23 protein-coding genes are annotated in these 25,340 nt (G+C 59.8%); 13 read left to right on the top strand and 10 right to left on the bottom strand.

The features are described 5' to 3' along the window. The first annotated feature begins 19 nt into the window (after positions 1 to 19). On the top strand, positions 20 to 502 hold the full coding sequence (secB, locus tag QMO82_RS22840) for a protein-export chaperone SecB (RefSeq protein WP_097617769.1): 483 nt from the start codon (positions 20 to 22) through the stop codon (positions 500 to 502). A gap of 68 nt (positions 503 to 570) precedes the next feature. On the opposite strand, the gene dnaQ is transcribed toward secB, so the two are convergent. From dnaQ to QMO82_RS22815, 5 genes are read right to left on the bottom strand one after another with little or no spacing between them, the layout of a single operon-like run. Beyond that, positions 571 to 1,290: a DNA polymerase III subunit epsilon gene (gene dnaQ / locus QMO82_RS22835; protein WP_183608421.1), complete on the bottom strand. Its 720-nt coding sequence runs from the start codon at positions 1,288 to 1,290 to the stop codon at positions 571 to 573. Continuing rightward, a complete protein-coding gene (gene coaE, locus QMO82_RS22830) occupies positions 1,283 to 1,894 on the bottom strand; it encodes a dephospho-CoA kinase (protein WP_183608422.1) in 612 nt (203 codons plus the stop codon). The genes dnaQ and coaE overlap by 8 nt, the downstream gene beginning before the upstream one ends. Continuing rightward, entirely contained in the window at positions 1,894 to 2,751 is an 858-nt protein-coding gene (locus tag QMO82_RS22825) for a shikimate dehydrogenase (protein ID WP_183608423.1), read from the bottom strand. The genes coaE and QMO82_RS22825 overlap by 1 nt, the downstream gene beginning before the upstream one ends. Then, the gene (locus QMO82_RS22820; protein WP_183608424.1) at positions 2,744 to 3,343 is read right to left on the bottom strand and encodes a Maf-like protein; all 600 of its coding nucleotides are present in this window, start codon (positions 3,341 to 3,343) and stop codon (positions 2,744 to 2,746) included. Before QMO82_RS22820 ends, QMO82_RS22825 begins: the two co-directional genes overlap by 8 nt. A gap of 32 nt (positions 3,344 to 3,375) precedes the next feature. Next, positions 3,376 to 4,197, bottom strand: a complete 822-nt coding sequence (locus tag QMO82_RS22815; protein WP_183608425.1) for a pyruvate, water dikinase regulatory protein — start codon at positions 4,195 to 4,197, stop codon at positions 3,376 to 3,378. A 401-nt stretch (positions 4,198 to 4,598) separates the two neighbouring features. Here QMO82_RS22815 and hemE point away from each other — a divergent pair, with 401 nt between their 5' ends. The 8 genes from hemE (at position 4,599) to QMO82_RS22775 (ending at position 13,481) form a co-directional block, all read left to right on the top strand. Continuing rightward, the gene (hemE, locus tag QMO82_RS22810) at positions 4,599 to 5,645 is read left to right on the top strand and encodes a uroporphyrinogen decarboxylase (protein ID WP_183608426.1); all 1,047 of its coding nucleotides are present in this window, start codon (positions 4,599 to 4,601) and stop codon (positions 5,643 to 5,645) included. A gap of 2 nt (positions 5,646 to 5,647) precedes the next feature. Continuing rightward, positions 5,648 to 6,184: a protoporphyrinogen oxidase HemJ gene (hemJ, locus tag QMO82_RS22805; protein WP_183608427.1), complete on the top strand. Its 537-nt coding sequence runs from the start codon at positions 5,648 to 5,650 to the stop codon at positions 6,182 to 6,184. Between the two features lie 197 nt (positions 6,185 to 6,381). Next, a complete protein-coding gene (gene rho, locus QMO82_RS22800; protein ID WP_003571435.1) occupies positions 6,382 to 7,647 on the top strand; it encodes a transcription termination factor Rho in 1,266 nt (421 codons plus the stop codon). Between the two features lie 205 nt (positions 7,648 to 7,852). Continuing rightward, on the top strand, positions 7,853 to 9,172 hold the full coding sequence (mnmE, locus tag QMO82_RS22795) for a tRNA uridine-5-carboxymethylaminomethyl(34) synthesis GTPase MnmE (RefSeq protein ID WP_183608428.1): 1,320 nt from the start codon (positions 7,853 to 7,855) through the stop codon (positions 9,170 to 9,172). Positions 9,173 to 9,233: 61 nt separating this feature from the next. Then, a complete protein-coding gene (gene mnmG, locus QMO82_RS22790) occupies positions 9,234 to 11,111 on the top strand; it encodes a tRNA uridine-5-carboxymethylaminomethyl(34) synthesis enzyme MnmG (RefSeq protein ID WP_183608429.1) in 1,878 nt (625 codons plus the stop codon). A gap of 24 nt (positions 11,112 to 11,135) precedes the next feature. Continuing rightward, the gene (rsmG, locus tag QMO82_RS22785; protein WP_183608430.1) at positions 11,136 to 11,753 is read left to right on the top strand and encodes a 16S rRNA (guanine(527)-N(7))-methyltransferase RsmG; all 618 of its coding nucleotides are present in this window, start codon (positions 11,136 to 11,138) and stop codon (positions 11,751 to 11,753) included. 19 nt (positions 11,754 to 11,772) lie between these two features. Further along, positions 11,773 to 12,567, top strand: coding sequence for a ParA family protein (locus tag QMO82_RS22780; RefSeq protein ID WP_183608431.1), 795 nt, complete (start codon positions 11,773 to 11,775; stop codon positions 12,565 to 12,567). A 32-nt stretch (positions 12,568 to 12,599) separates the two neighbouring features. After that, positions 12,600 to 13,481, top strand: coding sequence for a ParB/RepB/Spo0J family partition protein (locus QMO82_RS22775; RefSeq protein WP_183608432.1), 882 nt, complete (start codon positions 12,600 to 12,602; stop codon positions 13,479 to 13,481). Positions 13,482 to 13,620: 139 nt separating this feature from the next. Here the strand turns inward: QMO82_RS22775 and holA are convergent, their stop codons facing one another. From holA to leuS, 3 genes are read right to left on the bottom strand one after another with little or no spacing between them, the layout of a single operon-like run. Next, complete coding sequence (gene holA / locus QMO82_RS22770; RefSeq protein ID WP_183608433.1) at positions 13,621 to 14,661, bottom strand: DNA polymerase III subunit delta; 1,041 nt, start codon at positions 14,659 to 14,661, stop codon at positions 13,621 to 13,623. A gap of 10 nt (positions 14,662 to 14,671) precedes the next feature. Then, entirely contained in the window at positions 14,672 to 15,181 is a 510-nt protein-coding gene (gene lptE, locus QMO82_RS22765) for an LPS assembly lipoprotein LptE (RefSeq protein WP_183608434.1), read from the bottom strand. Then, positions 15,171 to 17,801: a leucine--tRNA ligase gene (gene leuS, locus QMO82_RS22760; RefSeq protein ID WP_183608435.1), complete on the bottom strand. Its 2,631-nt coding sequence runs from the start codon at positions 17,799 to 17,801 to the stop codon at positions 15,171 to 15,173. Before leuS ends, lptE begins: the two co-directional genes overlap by 11 nt. Positions 17,802 to 18,002: 201 nt before the next feature. Here leuS and QMO82_RS22755 point away from each other — a divergent pair, with 201 nt between their 5' ends. The 3 genes from QMO82_RS22755 (at position 18,003) to QMO82_RS22745 (ending at position 21,838) form a co-directional block, all read left to right on the top strand. Beyond that, positions 18,003 to 18,662, top strand: a complete 660-nt coding sequence (locus QMO82_RS22755) for a YggS family pyridoxal phosphate-dependent enzyme (RefSeq protein ID WP_183608436.1) — start codon at positions 18,003 to 18,005, stop codon at positions 18,660 to 18,662. 76 nt (positions 18,663 to 18,738) lie between these two features. After that, positions 18,739 to 20,649, top strand: a complete 1,911-nt coding sequence (locus QMO82_RS22750) for a propionyl-CoA synthetase (protein ID WP_183608437.1) — start codon at positions 18,739 to 18,741, stop codon at positions 20,647 to 20,649. Between the two features lie 253 nt (positions 20,650 to 20,902). Next, entirely contained in the window at positions 20,903 to 21,838 is a 936-nt protein-coding gene (locus QMO82_RS22745; protein ID WP_183608438.1) for a flagellin, read from the top strand. 177 nt (positions 21,839 to 22,015) lie between these two features. Here the strand turns inward: QMO82_RS22745 and QMO82_RS22740 are convergent, their stop codons facing one another. Next, the gene (locus QMO82_RS22740; RefSeq protein WP_183608439.1) at positions 22,016 to 22,720 is read right to left on the bottom strand and encodes a DUF1013 domain-containing protein; all 705 of its coding nucleotides are present in this window, start codon (positions 22,718 to 22,720) and stop codon (positions 22,016 to 22,018) included. A gap of 229 nt (positions 22,721 to 22,949) precedes the next feature. On the opposite strand from QMO82_RS22740, the gene acs reads away from it, so the two are divergent. Beyond that, a complete protein-coding gene (acs, locus tag QMO82_RS22735; RefSeq protein WP_183608440.1) occupies positions 22,950 to 24,905 on the top strand; it encodes an acetate--CoA ligase in 1,956 nt (651 codons plus the stop codon). 108 nt (positions 24,906 to 25,013) lie between these two features. Here the strand turns inward: acs and QMO82_RS22730 are convergent, their stop codons facing one another. Further along, positions 25,014 to 25,238, bottom strand: coding sequence for a DUF1674 domain-containing protein (locus QMO82_RS22730; RefSeq protein ID WP_183608441.1), 225 nt, complete (start codon positions 25,236 to 25,238; stop codon positions 25,014 to 25,016). Positions 25,239 to 25,340 lie beyond the last annotated feature (102 nt).

Below are 25,340 nucleotides of genomic sequence, written 5' to 3'. Positions count from 1 at the left end.
GCCCCTCGAGGAAAAGCCAATGGCAGACGATAACAACAGCAACGGTGCGGCCAGCCCCACCCTTTCGATCCTTGCGCAATATACCAAGGATCTCTCCTTCGAAAATCCGGGTGCGCCGCGTTCGCTGCAGGCCCGCGACAAGGCGCCGACGATCAATATCAATGTGAACGTCAACGCCAATCCGCTTTCGGACACGGATTTCGATGTCGTGCTATCGCTGAATGCCGAAGCCAAGGACGGCGACAAGACGGTTTTCCATACCGAGCTCGCCTATGGCGGCGTCTTCCGCGTTGCCGGTTTCCCGCAGGAACACATGCTGCCGGTTCTCTTCATCGAGTGCCCGCGCATGCTCTTCCCCTTCGCCCGTCAGATCATCGCCGACGTCACCCGCAACGGTGGTTTCCCGCCGCTGATGATCGACCCGATCGACTTCACGCAGATGTTCGCTCAGCGCGTTGCCGAAGAACAGGCCCGCGCCAAGGTTCAGGCCGTTCCGAACTGAGCGGATCTTTTCTGTTCTGACATGCGGATGCCCGGGCAAGTCCCGGGCATTTTCAATTGAGGGCTGGTTTAATCGAGGTTGGCGTATTTGGCCCAGATGCCTTTATCGCCGAGCTTGGCGACGAGCGCCTCATGGGCCTGCGCCTCGGACTGGCTGAGGCGCGGGGCGAGCGGCCGGGGCCGCTCGAGCACTGATGCGATCACCACATCGTCTTCTTCTACCCTATCGCCGCGACCGTTCTGGCCTGACGTAGCAGTGCTCAGGCCGAAGGCTGCCTGTCTGCCGCCGATCATCTCGATATAGACTTCGGCAAGCAATTCGGAGTCGAGCAGTGCGCCGTGTTTAGTGCGGTGCGAATTGTCGATGCCGTAGCGCCGGCAGAGCGCGTCGAGCGAATTCGGCCCCATCGGATGTTTGCGCCGCGCCATCGACAGGGTATCGACCACCCTCTCCGGCAGGATCGGCGGCAAACCGATCCGCGCGAATTCGGCATTGATGAAGCCCATATCGAAGGTGGCGTTGTGGGCGATCCACTTGGCATCGCCGAAGAAGGTCAGGATTTCTTCGGCAACGTCGGCGAAAGGCTTCTTGTCCTTCAGGAACTCGTCGGTGATGCCGTGCACGGCGAGCGCATCCGGATGAACCTTCTGATCTCCCGGATTGATGAAGATATGGATCACGTTGCCTGTGGGGAAATGGTTGAAGAGCTCGATGCCGCCGATTTCGATGATGCGGTCGGCGCGGTTGTCGAGGCCGGTGGTTTCCGTATCGAAGATGATCTCACGCATTCCGGAAATCTCCCTTGGCAATCCGCGTTTTCAGGTCGGCGACGATCTCGAGCACTCGTTTTCTCGTGACTGCGATCTTCTGGCTGGTGTCGATCAGATAATCGGCCCGGCGGCGCTTTTCGGCGTCCGGCGTCTGACGGGAGAGAATCATATCGAATTTTTCCTCGGTCATCCCTGGTCGCGCAAGCACCCTCTGGCGCTGAATCTGTGGATCGGCGCTGACAACGACGATGACGTCGACTCTTTCCTCGGCGCCGGTTTCGAAGAGCAAAGGAATATCGAGCAATACCATCTCGGCGCCAGCGGCGCGCTGTCGCGCCAGAAATTCCGTCTCGCGTTTGCGAACCAGCGGATGGACGATCGCCTCCAGCCGTTTGAAGCCGTCGGGATCAAGAGCAAGCTGGCGGCCGAGCTCATGCCGGTCGACCGCACCATCCTTCATTGTGCCGGGAAAAGCAGCATCCACCAGGGGTGCAGCCTCACCGGTATAGAGATCGTGGACCACGGCATCGGAATCGTTCAACGGAATTCCCGCCTCGGCGAAGAGCTTTGCCGCCGTCGATTTTCCCATGGCGATGGAGCCGGTGAGGCCGATCGTCAGCATCAGTGCCCGTCCATATCGGCGATGATAAGCTCGCGCAGTGCCGCGTCGACGACCGGACGCTGGCCGAACCATTTCTCGAAGCCCGGCGCGGCCTGGTGCAGAAGCATGCCGAGACCATCGACGACGGGAAATCCCTGCGCTTCCGCCTGCACCAGGATCGGCGTCTTCAGCGGGATATAGACGATATCGGTAACGACGGCATCGGCTGCAAGCGGCGTGAAATCGAGGTGCGGTGCGGCCTCGCCGTCCATGCCGAGCGAGGTGGTGTTGATGAAGAGACCGGCGCCTTTCATGACTTCGGCAAGTGCGCCGGCCGGGTGGGCCCGAACTTTCGGGCCAAAGCGGTCCGCCAGCTCACGCGCCCGTTCGACGGTGCGATTGACGACGTGGATCTCCCTGAAACCGCGATCGCGGACCGCCTGGATAATCGCCCGGCTGGCACCGCCGGCGCCAAAGACGACCGCCGTGTCATGCCGGTCCCAGCCCGGATGACGTTCGTCGAGATTGGCAGTGAAGCCGCGACCGTCGGTATTCGTCGCATGCAGGACGCCATCCTCCAGCCAGAGCGTATTCGAAGCACCGAGTTCACGCGACAAGGCATCCGGCTTATCGGCGAGCGTGAAAGCCAGTTCCTTGTGGGGAATGGTGACATTGCCGCCGACGAAGCCGGAGCTGCCATCTTTCAGCGTGGCGATGAAATCGGCAAAGGCCTCGGGTGCCACTTCATGGGCGCGGTAGCTGCCTGGCAAGCCGAGCGTCTTCAACCAATATCCGTGGATCAACGGCGAGCGCGAGTGTTTGATAGGAAAGCCCGTGACAAACGCTTCCGGTCCGAATGTTTCACGTGAATCACCCATCGATCGCTCCGAGATCTCGCAATTTTTTCAAGAGCGGCAGCATCGGCAGGCCGAGAATGGTGAAATAATCACCCTCGATTTTCTCGAAAAGCTGAATGCCCTCACCCTCCAACTGATAGGCGCCGACGCTGGAAAGCGCCCTGTCGCCGACGCGTGCCAGGTGCCTGGCGATGAAATCCGCCGTCAACGGCCGCATCGTCAGTTCCGCATGGGCGAGATGCTGCCACAGAACCACGCCATTGCTGACGATTGCGACAGCGCTGTTCAGTCGGTGGGTCGTTCCCGAAAGGGCTTGAAGGTGATTCGCCGCGTCGACCATGTCTTTCGGCTTATGAAAGACCCGGTCGCCAAGCGACATCGTCTGATCCGAACCGATAACCAAGCTGTCCGGAAAACGGCTGCCGACATCCTCGGCCTTGGCCTTGGCCAGGACAAGGGCGACGGCATCCGGCGTTGCGCCGGCGTTTTCCAGCGGGGCTTCGACCGCTCTTTCATCGATGTTGGCGGCATGCGCCTCGAAGGATAGACCGGCATTTTCCATCAGCATCCGTCGAAAGGGGCTCGATGACGCAAGGATGAGTTTGGGTATCATGGCTTCCTCGGGCTGCCGGCTTCGGTCAGCGCTTAGCGCAGCTTCGGGCGCAGGGCAACGATTGCCGCGGCGGTTTCCTCGATTGAGCGGCGCGTAACGTCGATCAGCGGCCAGTTGTGGCGGGCGCAGAGCGAGCGGGCATATTTCAGCTCCTCGGAGATCGCGGCGCGGTCGGTATAATGTTCGCGATCAAAACCCTGCGTCGCCCCGAGCACACGGTTTTCCCGCACCTGGGAAATACGGTCGGTGGTGGCGATCAGGCAGACGATCAACGGTTTGCTCGCGATGAACAGGCTCTCCGGCAAGGGCACGCCATAGACGATCGGAATGTTCGCCGTCTTGATGCCGCGGTTGGCGAGGTAGATGCTGGTCGGTGTTTTCGACGTGCGGCTGATGCCGATGATAACGACGTCGGCATCGTTGTAGTCGTCCGGCATCTGACCGTCGTCGTGATCCATGGTGAAATTCAGCGCTTCGATCCGCGCGAAGTAGCCGGCATTCATCACATGCTGGGCGCCGACCCGGCGGCGCGACGGGGCGCCCAGATAGATCTGGAAGGCATTCATCACCGGCTCCAGCACGTTCACCGAGGCGACACCCATTTCGACGCAGCGCTCGTCGATCAGGCTCGCAAGCTCCCGGTCGACGATCGTGTAGAGCACGATGCCCGGCGCCTCGTCGATCGCCTGCAGAACCGGCAGCAGCTGTTTGCGGTTGCGGATCAGCGGATAGACATGTTCGATCGGCTGAGCCGATCGGAACTGTGCCGATGCGGCGCGGCCGGCGGAGATCAGAGTCTCTCCCGTTGAGTCAGAAATCAGATGCAGATGAAAGAAGTTCGTTCTGTTCTCCACGCTATTTTCCGCTGCCTGTTGAAAAGACTGGATGAAACAGAGCTACGGCGGCGAGGCCGTCTCGGGCAAGGGAAAACATGCCGGCTTATCCACATTTCGAATTTTGCAGATCGGTTTCAGCAGGCTCTGTGGATGACGGGGAACAGGTTGAGTTTGCCGGAACTGGTCCACAGCTTATCCACAAGCGCTGGGAAAATCGGCCGCCCAGAAGGATTTGGAATCATTTTCAGATTCGGCTTCTCCCCGGAATTTCGGCAGAATGAGGAAAATCGCTGCGATGTTTTTTGCCGGCACGCGACAAATGGCATCGGCGGTGGATGGATTTTAATCCTTGATAGACACCGACTCTAAGAAATAGAAACCTTTTAAAATATCTTTGATTTTTTATAGGGAAGAAGCGCTTGAGCGACACGCGCCGAAAGATCATGAGGGTTCTGGATGGCGAAAGCCTCTCCCCTCCTCCTCTCTGGCTGATGAGACAGGCGGGACGTTATCTCCCGGAATATCGAGAGACACGGGCAAAGGCCGGAAGTTTCCTCGATCTCTGCTACACGCCCGATCATGCCGTCGAAGTGACATTGCAGCCGATCCGCCGCTACGGCTTCGATGCCGCCATTCTGTTTTCCGATATCCTGGTCATCCCCGACGCGATGAAACGGAATGTCCGGTTTACCGAAGGCCACGGCCCGGAGATGGATCCGATCGATGAAGAGGGTATCGGCAGATTGAATGGCGAAGAGGTTGTCGATTATCTCAGGCCGGTTCTGGAGACGGTGCGGCGGCTGCGTGGGGAACTGCCTGATGAGACGACGCTGCTCGGCTTCTGCGGCGCGCCCTGGACGGTTGCGACCTATATGATCGCCGGTCACGGCACGCCGGATCAGGCGCCTGCCCGCCTCTTCGCCTACAGGTATCCCCGCGCCTTCGAGCATCTCCTGATGCTGCTGGCCGACGTCTCGGCCGATTATCTTGTCGCTCAGATCGATGCCGGCGCCGATGCCGTGCAGATCTTCGATTCCTGGGCCGGCGTTCTCGGTGAGAAGGAATTCGAGTCCTTCGCGCTCCGGCCGGTCGCGCGAATGATCGCTTCGGTCAAATCGCGGCGGCCTAAGGCGCGCATCATTGCCTTTGCCAAGGGCGCCGGTTACCAGCTGAAGTCCTATCGCCAGAGGACCGGCGCCGATGCGATCGGCCTCGACTGGTCGGTACCGCTGGCCTTTGCCGCTGAGCTTCAGAAAGACGGGCCGGTGCAGGGCAACCTCGATCCGATGCGCGTCGTTGCCGGCGGCCGGGCGCTGGAAGAGGGTATCGACGATATTCTGCAGCATCTCGGCAATGGGCCGCTGATCTTCAATCTCGGTCACGGCATCACGCCGCAGGCCGATCCCGAGCATGTGCGGCTGCTGGTCGATCGCGTGCGGGGTGGGTGGATGCGTGGGGGCGCGTGACGATGGAAAGGCAGACGGACCGGAGACCCGGCGCGTACGCCCGGCGCCGAGCCCATTTTGCGTTGGCCTTCTTCGCGCTGATGGCGGTCGGGCTTTTCGCCTGGAATCCCGACAATCTCTATCTCTGGATCAAGGCGCTGCATATCATTGCGGTCATTTCCTGGATGGCCGGCTTGTTCTATATGCCGCGGCTGTTCATCTACCACACCGATGCCGAACCGGGTTCGGTGCAATCGGAAACCTTCAAGGTGATGGAGCGCAGGCTGCTTCGAATCATCATGACGCCGGCAATGATGCTGACCTGGATTTTCGGCCTCTATCTCGCCTGGTCGGTCTATGGATTCCAGGGTGGCTGGCTGCATGCGAAGATCGGTCTCGTCGTATTGTTGACCGGCGTTCATATGTTTTTCAGCCGCGCGGTCGGAGCGTTCGAGCGGGATGAAAATCGCCGTTCCGCCCGTTATTGGCGGTTCATGAACGAGGCGCCGACAGTGCTGATGATCGTCATCGTGATCCTCGTCGTGGTGAAGCCATTCTGAGGCAAAATCACCCTCAGGTTAAATTTGCTTCATTTTAAGCAGCCCTCTTGCGGCAGCGATCACGAGTCGCTATTTTCCGCGCATCTCATCTACGTGGCATGTGTGTAGAGTTCAGTCGTCTGCGAGCCCTTCGCAGTACCGAATACGACCCAACATCGCCTTTCCCCTTTGAAATTGAAAAGAGTATTGGTCACTTCATGGCTGAAATGAAGCTTCAGGAACTTAAGAGCAAATCCCCGACGGATCTTCTGGCTTTCGCCGAATCGCTCGAGGTCGAGAATGCCAGCACGATGCGCAAGCAGGAGCTGATGTTTGCCATCCTCAAAATGCTCGCCAGCCAGGATGTCGAAATTATCGGCGAAGGTGTCGTCGAGGTGCTGCAGGACGGGTTTGGTTTCCTGCGTTCCGCCAATGCAAACTATCTGCCGGGTCCCGACGATATTTATATCTCGCCGTCGCAGATTCGCCGTTTCTCCCTGAAAACCGGCGATACGGTCGAGGGACCGATCCGTGGACCGAAGGAAGGCGAGCGTTATTTCGCGCTGCTCAAGGTCAACACCATCAATTTCGACGATCCGGAAAAGATCCGTCACAAGGTTCACTTCGACAATCTGACGCCGCTCTATCCGAACGAGCGTTTCAAGATGGAACTCGATATTCCCACTTCCAAGGATCTGTCGCCGCGTGTGATCGATCTGGTGGCGCCGCTTGGCAAGGGCCAGCGCGGATTGATCGTGGCGCCTCCCCGCACCGGTAAGACCGTGCTGTTGCAGAACATTGCGCACTCGATCACGGCAAACCATCCGGAATGCTACCTCATCGTCCTGCTGATCGACGAACGCCCCGAGGAAGTGACCGACATGCAGCGCTCCGTCCGGGGCGAAGTCATCTCCTCGACCTTCGACGAACCGGCTGTGCGCCACGTCCAGGTGGCGGAAATGGTTATCGAAAAGGCGAAGCGCCTGGTCGAGCATGGGCGCGATGTCGTCATCCTGCTCGATTCGATCACCCGCCTCGGCCGCGCCTACAACACCGTCGTTCCCTCTTCCGGCAAGGTCCTGACCGGCGGTGTCGATGCCAACGCCCTGCAGCGGCCGAAGCGCTTCTTCGGCGCGGCACGTAATATCGAAGAAGGCGGCTCACTGACCATCATCGCCACGGCGCTGATCGATACCGGCAGCCGTATGGATGAAGTCATCTTCGAAGAGTTCAAGGGTACCGGCAACTCGGAAATCGTTCTCGACCGCAAGGTCGCCGACAAGCGCATCTTCCCGGCGATGGACATCCTGAAGTCCGGCACCCGCAAGGAGGACCTCCTTGTTCCACGCCAGGATCTGCAGAAGATCTTCGTGCTTCGCCGTATCCTGGCGCCGATGGGCACGACGGATGCGATCGAATTCCTGATCGACAAGCTCAAGCAGACGAAGAACAATTCCGACTTCTTCGACTCGATGAATACGTAATCCTTAGCCGGATTCAGCTTAAGCGCCTGGCGTTGACTCGATCGATGCGATGCGCTTTGGCTCCTTGTTTTACGCATGTCGTGCGGAACTGCTGCCCACTGCCGGGGCGGCACGCAATGATCAGAGCTGGAGACATCGTCACGATGTCGCCAGCTTTTTCCATTTGAGAGGGATCAATTCGGATTCCAACCGACGGACCAGTGATATGGCCATGTTGACTGATACGATATTTGCGCTCTCGAGTGGTTCCCCGCCCTCGGGCGTTTCGATCGTTCGCATCAGTGGCCCGGCGACCCGGGAACTGTTGACCAGGCTGGTCGGATCGGTGCCGGTTGACCGGCATGCTTCTTACAGAACGATTCGGACTCGTAACAACCAGCCGATCGACAATGGCCTCGTACTGTTTTTTCCGGCCCCGAATTCCTTTACCGGCGAGGATGTCGCCGAGCTGCAGATCCATGGCAGCCGAGCCGTGCTGGCGGCGCTGTTTCACGCGCTTGGCGCGGTTCCAGGTGTGCGGATGGCGGTCGAGGGCGAGTTCTCGCGCCGGGCTTTTGAAAATGGCAAGCTTGATCTCGTCGAGGTCGAAGGCTTGGCCGATCTGATCGGCGCCGAGACCGAGATGCAGCGACGCCTTGCGATCGAGCATAGCGCCGGCGGGCTTTCCGCCATTTACGATTCGTGGGCGGAACGGTTGACGCGAGCCCGGGCGCTGATCGAAGCGGAACTCGATTTTCCCGATGAGGACGATGTTCCCGGCTCGGTGTCGGACATGGTCTGGGCCAATATGGCAAAGCTTCGCACCGAGATCACAGAACACTTGGCTGCGGCGTCGGCGGGCGAGGTCATCAGGGATGGCTTCAAGGTCGTCATCGCCGGCGCGCCGAATGCGGGGAAATCCAGCCTGCTGAACGCTCTGGCACGCCGCGACGTGGCGATCGTCACGGAGCTCGCCGGAACGACGCGCGATGTTCTGCAGGTTGATCTCGACATTGACGGTTACCTGATCAAGCTCTACGACACTGCGGGCCTTCGGGAGGCGGAAGACAGGGTCGAAATGGAAGGCGTACGCCGCGCCCGCGTTGCGCTGCGTGATGCCGATCTCGTTCTGTTGCTGGTCGACATGGCAAATCCCCTGATCCCCGACGACTTGGACCAGGCCTTGCCGCATGTTACTGTCGGTACGAAAAAGGATCTCATCGATGTCGGCACAGGTCGATATGACCTCCAGATCTCGACGGCGACGGGCGATGGTCTGCCGGAGTTGCGGCGGTTGATCGGCACTCTAGTCGCCGAACGTTTCGGCGGCCTGCCCATGGCGATCCCGAGCCGGCAACGGCATAAGGATTCGCTAGCGAAATGTTTATTGGCGCTGGACGCGGCGATTTCAGAAACAGGCGTGGATCTTGAATTGCGGACCGAACAGCTGCGAACCGCGGCGGAATATCTGGGTAGGATTACCGGAAGAGTTGATGTCGAGCAGCTGCTCGGGGTGATCTTTTCGGAGTTTTGTATCGGCAAATGATTCACGTGAAACCTTGAGCCCTCGGGTTTCACGTGAAACGTCTGCTGGAATGGAGTTTGAGATGAGCGACAATGTCTACGATGTGATCGTCATCGGTGGCGGCCATGCGGGTTCGGAGGCTGCCAATGCGGCTGCGCGCCTCGGTGCTAAAACCGCTCTGGTGACCCATAGGCGGGATACGATTGGCGTGATGTCCTGCAATCCGGCGATTGGCGGGCTCGGCAAAGGCCACCTGGTGCGTGAGATCGATGCCATGGATGGTCTGATGGGTCGCGTTGCCGACGCCGCAGGCATTCAATTCCGGATGTTGAACAAGAAGAAAGGCGCCGCAGTCCGCGGTCCACGGACGCAGGCCGATCGGAAACTCTATCGTCTGGCGATGCTGGCGGCGATCGAAGCGACGCCCGGCCTAGATATCGTCGAGGGTGACGCGTTTGATCTGGACATTGCCGATGGACGGGTCACCGGCGTTGTCATGAAGGATGGCCGGACCTTCAGGACGCCCGCAGTGGTTTTGACCACCGGCACCTTCTTGCGCGGGCTCATTCATATCGGTTCGGAGAAAACACCGGCCGGCCGCGTCGGTGAAGCCCCTTCGATTGGATTGTCCGCCACCCTAGCCAGGCTCGGGCTGCAGTTGGGGCGGTTGAAAACCGGAACGCCGGCGCGGCTGGATGGAAAGACGATCGACTGGCAAGCGGTGGGCCGTCAGGCGGCTGATGCAGACCTTATCCCCTTCTCGTTTATGACCGACGCAATCACCACCCCGCAGATCGAGTGTGGGGTCACCAGGACAACTGACGCAACGCACCGCGTCATTGTCGACAACATCATGCGATCGGCGATGTATTCCGGTCAGATCGAGGGTGTCGGTCCGCGCTATTGCCCGTCTATCGAAGACAAGCTGGTAAAGTTCGGCGAACGCGATGGACATCAGGTCTTTCTGGAACCCGAAGGGCTCGATGACGATACCGTCTATCCGAATGGGATCTCGACCTCTCTTCCGGCGGAGGTCCAAGCCGAATTTATCAAGACGATTCCCGGTCTCGAAAAAGCTCGGATTCTCCAACCGGGTTATGCGATCGAATATGACCATGTCGATCCGCGAGAGCTGACACCGTCGCTGGAGGTCAAGCGGCTGAAAGGTCTCTTCCTCGCCGGCCAGATCAACGGCACCACTGGCTATGAGGAAGCAGCGGCGCAGGGCTTGGCGGCGGGACTGAATGCTGCGTTGCGAAGCAACGATTCGGAGCCGTTCCATTTTAGCCGAACCAGCTCCTATATCGGCGTGATGATCGACGATCTGACATCCCGTGGCGTTACGGAACCGTATCGAATGTTCACCTCCCGGGCGGAGTACCGCCTGACGCTTCGCGCTGACAATGCCGATATGCGCCTGACCCCGTTGGCAATGCAGCTGGGCTGCGTCAGCAGCGAGCGCCAGCGGCGATTTACCGCCTATCAGACGGATATCGGCGCCGGCCGAGCACTGCTGCAATCGCTGGCGGTGACGCCGAACGAGGCGCGACGCGCCGGCTTGAATATCAATCTAGATGGCCAGCGCCGAACGGCGTATGATCTTCTATCTTATCCAAATTATGATTTTGCCGCGCTTCGGCATGTCTGGCCGGAGGCCCTTGCCGGAATCGCACCAAAGATTGCGGAAGCATTGGAAATCGAAGCGGGTTATTCAGTATACCTGGATAGGCAGGCATCCGCCATTGCCGATCAGCAGCGCGACGAGGAACGGCAGATCCCCGCCGATTTTGACTACGGCGCCCTCGCCGGCCTGTCGAACGAACTCAAGCTGAAGCTGAATGCAGTGCGGCCTTTCAACATTGCCCAGGCTGCCATTGTCGAGGGTATGACGCCGGCAGCCATCGCGTTGCTGCTTGTGCACCTGCGTCGACTGCATTCTTCGACACGTCAGACTGCCTGATTACCAGATTGAGAGTCTTTCAGAATGGAATTAAACGGCTTGCGTGTTTCACGTGAAACACAGGAACGGCTCCAGCACTTCGCAACGCTCTTTCAGAAGTGGGCTAAAACCATCAATCTGGTGGCGCCGTCGACGCTTGATGATCTATGGCATCGGCATATCGCCGATAGCAGCCAGATTTTTCAGATCCATCCGCAACCGACCACTTGGGTCGATCTTGGAAGCGGCGGCGGTTTCCCCGGGGTGATTACCGCGATCTACTTGGCTGAATTGCGGGACGGGTGGGTCCACCTGGTCGAGAGCAACCACAAAAAAGCAGCGTTTCTGCGGACGGCGCTGCGGGAGACGGATGCGCGCGGGAGCGTGCATCCTATCCGAATCGAGGATGCGGCTGTCGAAATCCGCGATTGCGGCGCAATTTCCGCCCGAGCTCTCGCCGATCTCGACGGACTGATCGGATATTCGGCCCCCTGGATGCTAGGCAATGACAATTGTCGTGGCTTTTTTCATAAAGGCCGGGATTACCTGAGGGAAATCGACAAAGCACGTGGTCGGTGGGAATTCGATCTGTTAGAACATAAGAGCGCCGTCGAGCAGGAATCTGTTATTTTGGAAATATCAAATCTCCGGCGCTTGGTTTAACAGATCGGATATTGCTGCAATGGCTGGCGAACGACACCGAATAATCACCATCGCAAATCAGAAGGGCGGCGTTGGTAAAACCACCACCGCGATCAATCTGGCAACGGCCCTTGCCGCTATCGGTGAGCGTGTCTTGATCGTCGATCTCGATCCGCAGGGTAATGCCAGCACCGGCCTCGGCATCGATCGCCGCGACCGGAAACTCTCCTCCTATGACCTTATGGTGGGGGAGCGTAGCATCACTGACGTCACCCTCGAAACAGCAGTGCCGAACCTTTTCATTGTTCCTTCGACGATGGATCTGCTTGGTATCGAGATGGAGATTTCGCAGCAGAGCGACCGGGTGTTCAAATTGCGCAAGGCGCTGTCGTCGCCCGAGGCAATGGCGTTTTCCTATATTCTTCTGGATTGCCCGCCGTCGTTCAATCTGCTGACGATGAATGCCATGGCGGCAGCGCATTCCGTGCTAGTGCCGCTGCAGTGTGAATTCTTCGCGCTGGAGGGGTTGAGCCAGTTGCTTGAGACCGTCAGCCAGGTTCGTCGGACGGTTAATCCGCGCCTGGATATTCAAGGGATCGTCCTGACGATGTTCGATGCGCGCAACAATCTTGCCCAGCAAGTGGTCAATGATGTTCGCACGCATCTCGGCGAAAAGGTTTATCACACGTTAATTCCGCGCAATGTCCGGGTTTCCGAGGCGCCCTCCTACGGCAAGCCGGCTATTCTTTATGATCTGAAATGCGCGGGCAGTCAGGCCTATCTGCAGCTGGCCTCCGAGGTCATCCAAAGGGAACGTCAAAGGCTGGCCGCCTAATATCATATCAGGAGCGTAGGTGAGTGTAGATCATGAATGACGACGTATCGAAGAGGCGATTGGGCCGTGGCCTTGCAGCGCTGATTGGGGAAATGGATCAGCCTGTCCCGGTGGAAGCTGAGCGGACTGTCAGTGCCGACAGAATGATCCCGATCGAGTTTGTCAGCCGCAATCCCCGCAATCCCCGTCGTTTTTTTGATGACGCTGAACTGCATGATCTTGCAAGTTCTATTCGCCAGCACGGGATCGTGCAGCCGATCGTCGTGCGAACGATGGACCGGGACCGATACGAAATCATTGCCGGCGAACGCCGTTGGCGAGCAGCCCAGCTGGCCGGGTTGATTGAGATCCCGGTGATTATCCGGGATGTCGACGACAAGACGGCGTTGGAGATCGCCATTGTCGAAAACGTACAACGAGCGGATCTCAATGCGCTTGAAGAAGCCCTGGGTTATGAGCAGCTTATTGCCGAGTATGGCTATACCCAGAATGATCTCGGCGAAATCATCGGCAAAAGCCGCAGCCATGTCGCCAACTCCCTGCGCCTGTTGAAACTGCCCGATCCCGTGCGCGACATGCTTGCCGCCGGCAGCCTGTCGGCTGGTCATGCCCGCGCGCTGGTTTCTACCCCCGACCCGGCAAGCCTTGCCCGCACGATCGTCGCCAAGGGCATGTCGGTCCGTGACGCGGAAAAGCTGGCGCAAAACAATATCAAGGCGCAATCGGAGCCGCAGCAGCCGGCGTTGCGGCGAGATCAGAAGGATTCCGACACGCTGGCCTTGGAGCGAACGCTTTCCGATGCGCTCGGCCTTGATGTCTCGATCAATCACAAGACCAGCGGTGGCCAGATTAAAATTTCCTACAAGTCGCTTGAGCAGCTCGAGGAAATCTGCCGCTTGCTTGAGAGGCGGTAGTCAAAGCGCGTCGCATCAAACTTCATGCGACGCGGTTTTTTCCACGCATGTCTTTATTCCAGAACCCTGCCCACTCCGAGCGACACGCATAGAGCGGGCCGCCGTCGAGCTGATTTAGGCGGCCCCGCACTCCCGGTCGCTAGGCGGATTTGCGAACGGATTGAAGGGTGGTGGAGAGAAGCGTCTGCATCGCAACGCTGTCTTCAAGAACCTGCCGCCGCCGGCTTTGCAGAATCGCGGCCTGCAGACGACTGGATTCACGAGCGATGTTCTCCGCGGTCCAATGCCGTAGGGCCTGTTCTATGATCGGCTTGCGGCGGAAATGCAGATGACGACCCAGCGTCTGCATGACCTGAGGCGCCTGCAGGCGTTTTTCTTCCATTTCGGCGCGCATGGTGTCGAGAAGCTGAAACTGCTTGAGGCAGGCCTGCAGCACCAGAAAGATCGCGGTTTTCGAGCTGCTGATCTTCTGCATGGCGTGCAGAAAGGCGTTGAGATCGCCACTCAGGATGGCATCGACGGCATCGTCTACCGAGATCGCGCTCGCATCGCCGATTATTTCGGTAACGTGATGTTCTTCGATCGTGGGGAAGCCGCGACAATAGAGGGCAAGTTTACGCACCTCGTTGCGGGAAGCGATACGGTCGCCGCCGATCAATGCGATCAGCGCCTGGCGCGCAGCCGGCGTGATGCCGAGCTTTTCTGCGCCAAGTTCCATGTCGATCAAGGCATTCAGGGCGCGGCTGTCATCGGCGTAAGACGGGATCATCATGATCGATCGCGCCGTCTCGGCTGTCTTGCGAAGCAGGGAGCCCTTCTTCAAGTCTCCGGCTTCCACGATCAGATGGGCGGCTTCAAGTGGTTTTTCGGCGAGCAGCGCCAAGGGATCGACTAGATATTTTTCATTGGCGGCGCCGCGGATCCAGATCAGTTTCTCGCCACCGAACAATCCGATAGATTGAACCTCGTCGACCAATCGTCCGGGATCCTTCTGCAGGTCGCCGATATCGAGTTTGGTCAGCGAGAAGGGATCATCAAGCGCGACACCAGTCTTGCCGGCAAGCTGACCAGCACGTTCGGAAACGAGGCCGCGATCCGGCCCGTAAATGACGAAGATCCGATAATTCCCGGCTGATTTCTGCAGGAAGGTCTCAAATTCGTGGGATTTTATCTCCGCCACATCTCAGCCCTCAGCGGCTGAGCGCAGCGGCGATATCGGCTCCCACAAATTCCGCCACCTGATCCGCCGCGCGGTTCTGGGCATCACGGATTGCCCGCTGCTTGGCGAATTCCTGGTCCGGGAAATCCACCAGCGCCGTGGTCGCGCGGCTGCCCGCCTTGATGACATGATTGTCGGTCGTCGCACGCAGCGTGTAGGTGACGGTGACGGTCACACGACCGGCTTTCGACGTGTCGGAGGATTCGGCGAGCAGCGTATCGGCAACCGCCGCTGTGGCGTGTAGTTCGACCTGGTATTGCGGGTTTACCGCTTCGCCGGCACCACGTGACGCCAGGAAGATCAGGCGATTTCGAACCTGCTGCTCGACCCGGCTGCCTGCCTCGGAAAAGCCGACGGAAGACAGTTTCTCAACCACACCTGAGTTCTCGGAGTAAAGCGGCCGGACCTGGCAGGCAGAGAGAAAAGCCGCGGCGGCAAGGATCATGGCGACGCCGGCCTTGCGGGTGATATCAGACGACAATGTTCACAATCCTTTGGGGAACCACGATGATCTTCTTCGGTGCCTGTCCGTTCAGCGCGTTCTTCACCGCATCCAGTTCCAGCACGGCGTCGGTGACGGCATTCTGATCTGCATCGCGAGAAATTGTCAATTCAGCGCGTTTCTTGCCGTTGATCTGTACGGGCAGGACGACATCATTTTCGGTGACGAGTGTTTCGTCGTATCGCGGCCAGCCGGTCCGGGCAAGCAGCCCTTCATTGCCGAGTGCCTTCCAGCATTCCTCAGCCAGATGCGGCGTCATCGGCGCGACCAGCTGGATCAGGATCTCGGCGGCATCGCGCACCGCCGCGCGATAGGCGACATCACCCTCGCCCGCCGCAACCCTGGTCATCGGCGCGGCCAGCGCGTTCACCAGTTCATAGATTCGGGCGACGGCCTTGTTGAACCAGAGCTTGTCATAATCGTTCTCGACGGCCTTCAGGGTCTTGTGGGCAGCCTGCGAGATCGACAGCGCTTCCCCCTCGGTTGCCGGCCTCGGGGCGACGGCGGAGAGCGCCTCTGCGGCTTCGGAAATCAACCGCCACAGACGTTGGGTGAAACGATGGGCGCCTTCGACGCCGGCCTCGGACCAGATGACGTCGCGCTCCGGCGGGGAGTCGGACAGAACGAAGAAACGGGCGGTATCGGCGCCGTAGGAGGCAATGATATCATCGGGATCGACGACGTTCTTTTTTGACTTCGACATTTTCTCGATCGAGCCGATCGCAACTTCTTCATTGCTCTTCAGCAGGAAGGCCCGACGTTTGCCGTCGAGCTCATCGATGCGGATATCGGCCGGCGCCACCCATTCGCGGCTAGCTCCGGTGCCGCGGCTGTAGGTTTCATGGACCACCATGCCCTGGGTGAAGAGACCCTTGAAGGGTTCGGTGGCAGCGACATGGCCGGTCTCGCGCATGGCGCGGGTGAAGAAGCGGGAATAGAGCAGGTGCAGGATCGCGTGCTCGATGCCGCCGATATACTGATCGACCGGCAGCCAACGGTTTGCCGCCTCGGGATCGGTCGGCTTTCCTTCCCAGGGGGCAGTGAAGCGGGTGAAATACCAGCTCGAATCGACGAAGGTGTCCATCGTATCCGTCTCGCGGCGCGCATCCTTGCCGCAGGTCGGGCAGGAGACGTGACGCCAGGTCGGATGCCGATCAAGCGGATTGCCGGGCTGGTCGAAGGTGACGTCGTCGGGCAGCTTGACCGGAAGGTCTTTCTTCGGCACCGGCACAACGCCGCAATCATCGCAATGGATGACCGGGATCGGGCAGCCCCAATAACGCTGCCGGGAAATGCCCCAGTCGCGCAGACGGAAATTGACCTTGCGCTCACCCTGCGGCGCATTGCCGAGCGAAGTGGCCGACAGCCGGTCGGCAACGATATTGAAGGCCTCTTCCGTCGTCTTGCCGTCGAGGAAGCGTGAATTGATCATCACGCCATCACCATCATAGGCTGTATCGGCGATGGAGAAGCTTGCGGCATCCCCATCTCTCGGCATGACGACGGCCACAACAGGCAGTCCATATTTGCGGGCAAAATCAAGGTCGCGCTGGTCGCCCGAAGGGCAGCCGAAGATCGCGCCCGTGCCGTAGTCCATCAGAACGAAATTGGCGATATAGACAGGCAGTTCCCAGGAGGGATCAAGCGGATGCCTGACGCGGATGCCGGTGTCCATGCCCTTCTTTTCCGCGGTTTCGAGCGCTGCGAGCGAGGTGCCGGCACGGCGGCACTCCTCGCAGAAGGCTTCGATCGCCGGATCTTTCGCGGCGGCATCCTTCGCCAGCGGATGATCGGCTGAGATCGCCAGGAAGGAGGCGCCGAACAGCGTGTCCGGGCGGGTCGTATAGACGGTGATTTCACTCTCGCCGGCAGGCGCCGTTTCCGGCACGATCTCCCAGCGGATGGTCAGGCCTTCCGAGCGGCCGATCCAGTTCTTCTGCATCAGCCGCACTTTTTCCGGCCACTGGTCGAGCGTATCCAGCGCGTCGAGCAGATCCTGGCTGAAATCGGTGATCTTGAAGAACCATTGCGTCAGTTCACGCTGTTCGACCAGCGCGCCGGAGCGCCAGCCGCGACCGTCGATCACCTGCTCGTTGGCGAGCACGGTATTGTCGACCGGGTCCCAGTTGACCTTCGACTGCTTGCGGTAGACCAGCCCCTTCTCGAGGAAATCCAGGAACAGATGCTGCTGGTGCTGGTAATACTCGACGTCGCAGGTGGCGAATTCGCGGCTCCAGTCCAGCGAAAGCCCCATGGCCTTCAGCTGCGCCTTCATCGAGCCGATGTTCTGATAGGTCCAGGAGGCAGGATGCACGCCGCGTTCCATGGCGGCGTTCTCCGCCGGCATGCCGAAGGCGTCCCAGCCCATCGGATGCAGCACGTTGTAGCCGCGGGCGCGTTTGTAGCGGGCGACGACATCGCCCATGGCGTAATTGCGGACATGGCCCATATGGATGCGCCCCGATGGATAGGGGAACATTTCGAGGACGTAATATTTTTCGCGCGGATCGGCATTGTCGGTCTCGAAGACCTTGTCTTCATTCCATTTCTGCTGCCAGCGGGGCTCGGCATCGCGCGGATTATAACGTTCGGTGGCCATTGTATTCGATATTCCGGAAAATCAGGGGAGGTTGGTCGAGACCTTCACCATGAAACCACCGTAGCGTCAAGTTTTGCAGGCGCTGCAAGCGCCCGATCTTGATCCTGGCCGGGCGATTTCGCGGTAGCGGGTCTTGGCAAGCACAGAATGGCTGGCTAGTTCATTGCCATCACTCTCATGCGGAAATGTCGAGGCAGAACGATGGAACTTCAACAGCGCTTGAACGACGTGCGGACGCGGATTGCCGCCGGGGAACGCCAGGCGGGTCGTCCAGCCGGTTCCGTTCGGCTCGTCGCGGTGTCGAAAACCTTCGAGGCGGAAGCGATCCGTCCAGCCATCGAAGCCGGCCAGCGCCTTTTCGGGGAGAACCGGGTGCAGGAGAGCCAGGGCAAGTGGCCGGCGCTGAAAGCCGAGCAGCAGGATATCGAATTGCATCTGATCGGACCGCTGCAATCGAACAAGGCGGCCGACGCGGTAGCGCTTTTCGATGTCATCGAGACGGTGGACCGGGAAAAGATCGCCCGCGCGCTTGCTGAGGAGATGAAGCGGCAAGGCAAAAAGACGCGGCTCTACATCCAGGTCAATACCGGGCTCGAGCCGCAGAAGGCCGGCATCGCTCCTGACGACACGCCAGCCTTCGTCTCTCTCTGCCGCGACGAGCTTGGCCTTTCTATCGAAGGTTTGATGTGCATTCCGCCGGCGGAGGAAAATCCCGGGCCGCATTTCGCCCTGCTGGCCAGGCTCGCGCTCAAATGCGGCGTCGAAAAACTTTCGATGGGCATGTCGGGCGATTACGAGACGGCGATCGCCTTTGGCGCCACCAGCGTGCGGGTCGGATCGGCTATTTTCGGCGCACGCTAATACGCTGCTTTGGTCGGGCTTCCTGTTCCCTTCCCCTCTGCCTAGATTAACACTTGCATATCCTGGGGAGGAGCAGATGCAGAACGGCTATCATCAGGTCTACGCGGCCTGGAAACGCGATCCCGAAGCCTTCTGGCGCGAAGCAGCCGCCGAGATCGACTGGTTCAAACCGCCGGAGCGGGTTTTTTCGCCGGATGCCGGGGTCTATGGCCGCTGGTTCGAAGGGGCGGAAACCAACACCTGCCACAATTGTCTGGACCGGCATGTCATCGCCGGACGCGGCGGCGAGACAGCTGTTATTTTCGACAGCGCGATGACCGGTGACAAACGCCGTTTCAGCTATGGCGAGGTGCTTGACGAGGTAAAGGCCATCGCCGCGACACTGGTCAACCTCGGCATCGGCAGAGGTGATCGCGTGATCCTCTATATGCCGATGGTCCCGCAGGCGGTGTTTTCGATGCTCGCCTGCGCCCGCATCGGTGCGGTTCACTCCGTCGTCTTCGGAGGCTTTGCCGCGAGCGAGCTTGCCGCCCGCATCGACGATTGCAGTGCGAAGCTGGTGATCACCGCAAGCTGCGGGCTCGAGCCCGGCCGCATCGTCGCCTACAAGCCTCTGGTCGACCAGGCGATCGAGATCGCGCGTTCGAAGCCGGGGCGCTGTCTTGTGTTGCAGCGGCCGGAGCTTCCGGCAGATCTCATTGACGGACGCGATGAGGATTTCGAGGCCGCGGTGGCGCGGCATCGCGGCGCCGAGGTCACCTGCGTCTCCGTCAAGGCGACCGATCCGCTCTACATCCTCTATACCTCCGGCACCACGGGCCAGCCGAAGGGAGTCGTGCGCGACAATGGCGGCCATTTGGTCGCGCTCAACTGGTCGATGCGCAATATCTACGGTTTGAAGCCGGGCGAGGTTTTCTGGACGGCTTCGGATATCGGCTGGGTCGTCGGACATTCCTATATCGTCTATGCCCCGCTGATTTCAGGCGTAACCACCGTGATCTTCGAAGGAAAACCGGTGGGCACACCGGATGCCGGCGCCTTCTGGCGGGTCGTTTCGGAGCATCATGTGCGGGTGCTCTTCACGGCGCCGACGGCATTCCGCGCCATCCGCCGGGACGATGGCGACGGGGAACTGATGCGTCAGTATCCGATGCCGGATTTGCGGGGGCTGTTTCTCGCCGGCGAGAGGGCGGACCCGGAGACGCTGAAATGGGCGGAGCGCATGCTCGCCATACCCGTCATCGATCACTGGTGGCAGACGGAGACCGGCTGGCCGATCGCCGCCAATCCGCTCGGCCTCGGCGCCCTTCCCGTCAAGCATGGTTCGCCGGCGCTGCCGATGCCAGGCTATGAGATCGGGGTGCTCGACGATGCCGGCCATCCGATCGAGGCGGGAACGCTCGGCAATATCGTCGTGAAATTGCCCTTGCCGCCCGGCTGCCTGCCGACCCTCTGGAACGCCGACGACCGTTTCCGATCGGCCTATCTCGACGAGTTTCCGGGTTACTACAAGACGGCCGACGCCGGCTATGTCGACGAGGACGGTTATCTCTTCATCATGTCGCGTACCGATGACATCATCAATTGCGCCGGTCATCGCCTCTCGACCGGGGCGATGGAGGAGGTCTGCGCCCGCCATCCCGACGTCGCCGAATGCGCGGTCATCGGTGTGATCGATGCGCTGAAGGGCCAGGCGCCGTGCGGTTTCCTGGTGCTGAAGCGGAATGTATCGCGTGACACGACAGCAATCGAATCAGAGGTCGTGACGATGATTCGCGAATCGATCGGGCCTGTCGCCGCCTTCAAGACGGCCATCATCGTTAACCGGTTGCCGAAGACACGCTCCGGCAAAATCCTGCGCGGCACGATGCAGAAGATCGCCGACGGCATGCCCTGGAAAATGCCCGCAACCATCGATGATCCAACGATTTTGGAGGAAATCGCCGAGGCGCTGCGCCGGCGCGGTCTGGGCTCCCTGCCGATGTGAAATTAAACTTTCGCTAAGGCTAATTGAGGAATTGTTAACTATATCAATGCAAGCATTTGTTAACGGCGATGGCTTGCATAGCAGGCTTTGCATGACGCGCTCGCCGTTACCGGCCTACTGCATAATTCCTTAAATCGGGATCGATCTAAGGAAAATTATGCGGCAGTTGAAGTGCTACAGCGCCCTTTGCGCGTCTGAAGACGCACGGCGCTGGAGTCCGGAATGCCCTTTCTCCAAGAGTGTGGAACGGATCATGACAAGCATCCTTACCAACAACGCTGCCATGGCAGCGCTGCAGACTTTGGGCGGCGTAAATGATAGCCTCAAGGACACTCAGGGTCGCGTTTCCTCGGGCTATCGGGTGGAAAAGGCGTCCGACAACGCCGCCTACTGGTCGATCGCCACCACCATGCGTTCGGACAACAAGGCTCTTTCGGCCGTTTCCGACGCGCTCGGGCTTGGCGCGGCCAAGGTCGATACTGCCTATTCGGCCATGTCAAGCGCGCTCGATATCGTCAGCGACATCAAGGCCAAGATCGTCGCCGCCACCGAAAAAGGCGTCGACAAGACGAAGATCCAGCAGGAGCTCGACCAGCTGCAGGAGCAGCTGCTCAGCATCGCCCAGTCGGCGTCTTTCTCCGGTGAAAACTGGGTCGCCGGCGCTTCCGGTACGAAGAGCGTCGTTTCCTCCTTCGCCCGCGATGGCAGCAATGCCGTCTCGGTCAAGATGACGGACTACGTGCTCGATGCAGGAACGCTTGGAAACGTGCTCTTCGGCATGACGAGTACCGGTGCGATCGAGACGTCAAGCGGCATCATCGGCACGGCCTTCAACGGAACCTATGGCGGCACCGTGATCGTCATGGCGTCGATCTATGATCTTGACATTACCGGTTTCACCCAGGGCCAGCTCGATGGAGCCTTGACGGGTGTCGAACTGGTTCTCGGCGCCATGACCGCCGCCGGCTCGGCCCTCGGCTCGATCTCGACCCGCATCCAGCTGCAGGAAAATTTCGTCAGCGGTCTTCGCGATTCGATCGACTCCGGCGTCGGCCGCCTGATCGACGCCGATATGGAAGAGGAATCAAGCAAGCTCTCGGCGTTGCAGACGCAGCAGCAGCTTGCCGTCCAGTCGCTCTCGATCGCCAATAGTTCGGCGCAGAACATCCTGACCCTGTTCCGCAGCTAAAGCGCGTCGCGATCTTTCAGATTCGCTCCCCGCGCTTGAAGTCTTGGTTTGACGCATGTCGTTATCGCAAAACCGCTGCACACTTTTGCGCGACATGCTCTGAAACAGCCAATCCGCAACAAAAAACCCCGCCGGTCAGCTCATACCGGCGGGGTTTTTCGTGAGATACTCAATATCTCAGTACTGATCGTCGTCCTCGTCCTTCGGCGCGGAGCGCAGCGAGCTCAGCTTGCGGAAGACGGCGTCGGCGTCGATTTCCTTTTCCTTTTCCTCCTCGCGCTCGTAGCTCGGGGTCAGGCGCTCGGTTTCCTGAGCCGATTGCAGCGTCGCGCCAAGCTCGGCGGCGGTCGGCAGCGGACGGCCCTTGGCAGCCTTTTCCACTTCCATGTCGAGATCGATCTGGCTGCAAAGGCCAAGCGTTACCGGATCCATCGGCGCCAGGTTGGCGGAGTTCCAGTGGGTGCGCTCGCGGATCTGCTCGATGGTCGATTTCGTGGTGCCGACGAGGCGGGAAATCTGCGCGTCCTTCAGCTCAGGGTGGTTGCGGACGAGCCAGAGAATGGCGTTCGGGCGGTCCTGACGCTTGGAAACCGGCGTATAACGCGGGCCGCGGCGCTTGGATTCCGGTACGCGCACCTTCGGTTCGGAAAGCTTCAGCTTGTGGTTCGGATTGGCTTCGGCGCGGGCAATCTCGTCGCGGGAAAGCTGGCCTGTCGAGATCGGGTCGAGGCCCTTGATGCCCTGCGCCGCTTCGCCGTCGGCGATCGCCTTGACTTCGAGCGGATGCAGTTTGCAGAACTGCGCGATCTGATCGAAAGACAGTGCCGTGTTGTCGACGAGCCAGATGGCTGTCGCCTTCGGCATGAGCAGTGTTTGAGCCATGGATATAGTCCTTCTATCGTCCGCGCCGGTCGCGGTCCGTGGATTGTCACCACAATGTCCGGGAAATATGCCGCTATATAACCGCACTGTCGCAGAATTGCAATTCTTCCGAAATGAAATGACCTTCGTCTAATTGCCGTGGCGATGCGAACTGCTATGAATTGCCGTGATTTCAAGTCCGGGCCCGTTTTGCCGGTGGCCCGTCGCATGTCCCATGAGGAGGAGTTGCATGTCGGAGAAGATCTATCCGGTCACGAAACCGGTGAAGGCGCGCGCCCTGATCGATAAGGATAAGTACCTGAAATGGTACGAGGAAAGCGTCGAGAACCCGGACAAGTTCTGGGGTAAACACGGTAAGCGGATCGACTGGTTCAAGCCCTATACCAAGGTCAAGAACACCTCCTTTACCGGCAAGGTCTCGATCAAATGGTTCGAGGACGGTCAGACCAACGTCTCTTACAATTGCATCGACCGTCATCTGAAAACCAACGGCGACCAGGTGGCGATCATCTGGGAAGGCGACAATCCCTATATCGACAAGAAGATCACCTATAATGAGCTCTACGAGCACGTCTGCCGGATGGCGAATGTGTTGAAGAAACACGGCGTCAAGAAGGGCGATCGTGTTACCATCTACATGCCGATGATCCCGGAAGCGGCCTATGCGATGCTTGCCTGCGCCCGCATCGGCGCGGTGCATTCGATCGTCTTCGGTGGCTTCTCGCCGGAGGCCCTGGCGGGGCGCATCGTCGACTGTGAATCCACCTTCGTCATCACCTGTGACGAAGGCGTGCGCGGCGGCAAGCCGGTGCCGCTGAAGGACAACACCGATACCGCGATCCACATCGCGGCACGCCAGCACGTGATCGTGGAGAAGGTTTTGGTCGTTCGCCGCACCGGTGGCAAGACCGGCTGGGCGCCCGGCCGCGATCTCTGGCATCACCAGGAAATCGCCACCGTGAAGGCGGAATGCCCGCCGGTGAAGATGAAGGCGGAAGATCCGCTCTTCATTCTTTATACGTCGGGCTCGACCGGCAAGCCGAAGGGCGTGCTGCACACGACGGGCGGTTATCTCGTCTATGCGGCGATGACGCATGAATATGTGTTCGACTATCATGACGGCGATATCTATTGGTGCACGGCCGATGTCGGCTGGGTCACCGGCCACTCCTATATCGTCTATGGGCCGCTGGCGAACTGCGCGACGACGCTGATGTTCGAGGGCGTGCCGAATTTCCCCGACCAGGGCCGTTTCTGGGAAGTCATCGACAAACACAAGGTCAACATCTTTTATACGGCGCCGACGGCGATCCGCTCGCTGATGGGTGCCGGCGACGACTTCGTCACCCGCTCCTCGCGCTCCTCGCTGCGCCTGCTCGGCACCGTCGGCGAGCCGATCAACCCGGAAGCCTGGGAATGGTATTACAATGTCGTCGGCGACAAGCGCTGCCCCGTCATCGATACCTGGTGGCAGACGGAAACCGGCGGCCACATGATCACGCCGCTGCCGGGCGCCACCGATCTGAAACCCGGCTCGGCGACGGTGCCGTTCTTCGGCGTCAAACCGCAACTGGTCGACAATGAGGGCAAGGTGCTGGAAGGCCCTGCCGACGGCAATCTCTGCATTGCCGACAGCTGGCCGGGCCAGATGCGCACGGTCTACGGCGATCACGAGCGCTTCATCCAGACCTATTTCTCCACCTACAAGGGCAAGTATTTCACCGGCGACGGCTGCCGGCGCGATGCGGACGGCTATTACTGGATCACCGGCCGTGTCGACGACGTGCTCAACGTTTCCGGCCACCGGCTCGGTACGGCGGAGGTGGAATCGGCGCTGGTCTCGCACAATTTGGTTTCGGAAGCCGCGGTTGTCGGTTATCCGCATGCGATCAAGGGCCAGGGCATCTATTGCTACGTGACGCTGATGGCCGGTCATGACGGATCGGACACGCTTCGCCAGGAACTGGTGAAACATGTGCGTGCCGAAATCGGCCCGATCGCCGCCCCCGACAAGATCCAGTTTGCACCCGGCCTGCCGAAGACCCGATCCGGCAAGATCATGCGCCGCATCCTGCGCAAGATCGCCGAGGACGATTTCGGCGCGCTCGGCGACACCTCGACGCTTGCCGATCCGGCGGTGGTCGACGATCTGATCGCCAATCGGCAGAACAAGACGACGGCCTGATACAGAAGCCGCTCCGTTTTGTTCCCGGAGCGGCTCACTTTCACACATTGTATATGGCTGGCGGTCTTGTCATACCCGGACGAAGCCGGAGGCCTGTTTTCGATCCACTTAGAAATCGATTGCCCGGCCATTGATCTCGTAATCGCCGAAGCGCGCGGGCTCGGCTCCACCGCGGCCGCCGGTCTCCGGCGGCAGCTCCAGCGGCTTCTGGTTCTTGCGCCGCTCCTCGGCTTCGGCAAGGGCGCGCTGCGCAGCCGGAGACAGTCCCTTGCGCAGCGGCTCCGATCCCTCGGCCGTCGGGGTTTCGCTATTGTCGTTATCGGCTTCCTGCATGGGCTTCTCCTGCCGGAAATATTGAAAATGGCTGGTGAATAACCAAATCATAATGCGCCGATGCCGCGATTGAAAGCTTGTGACGGCGAAATTGGAGATGGA

This window comes from Rhizobium sp. BT04 (assembly GCF_030053135.1).
In the GTDB taxonomy this organism is placed as follows: Bacteria; Pseudomonadota; Alphaproteobacteria; order Rhizobiales; family Rhizobiaceae; genus Rhizobium; species Rhizobium binxianense.
Note: the sequence above shows the minus strand (reverse complement) of the source record. Positions and strands in the feature narration are given on the sequence as shown.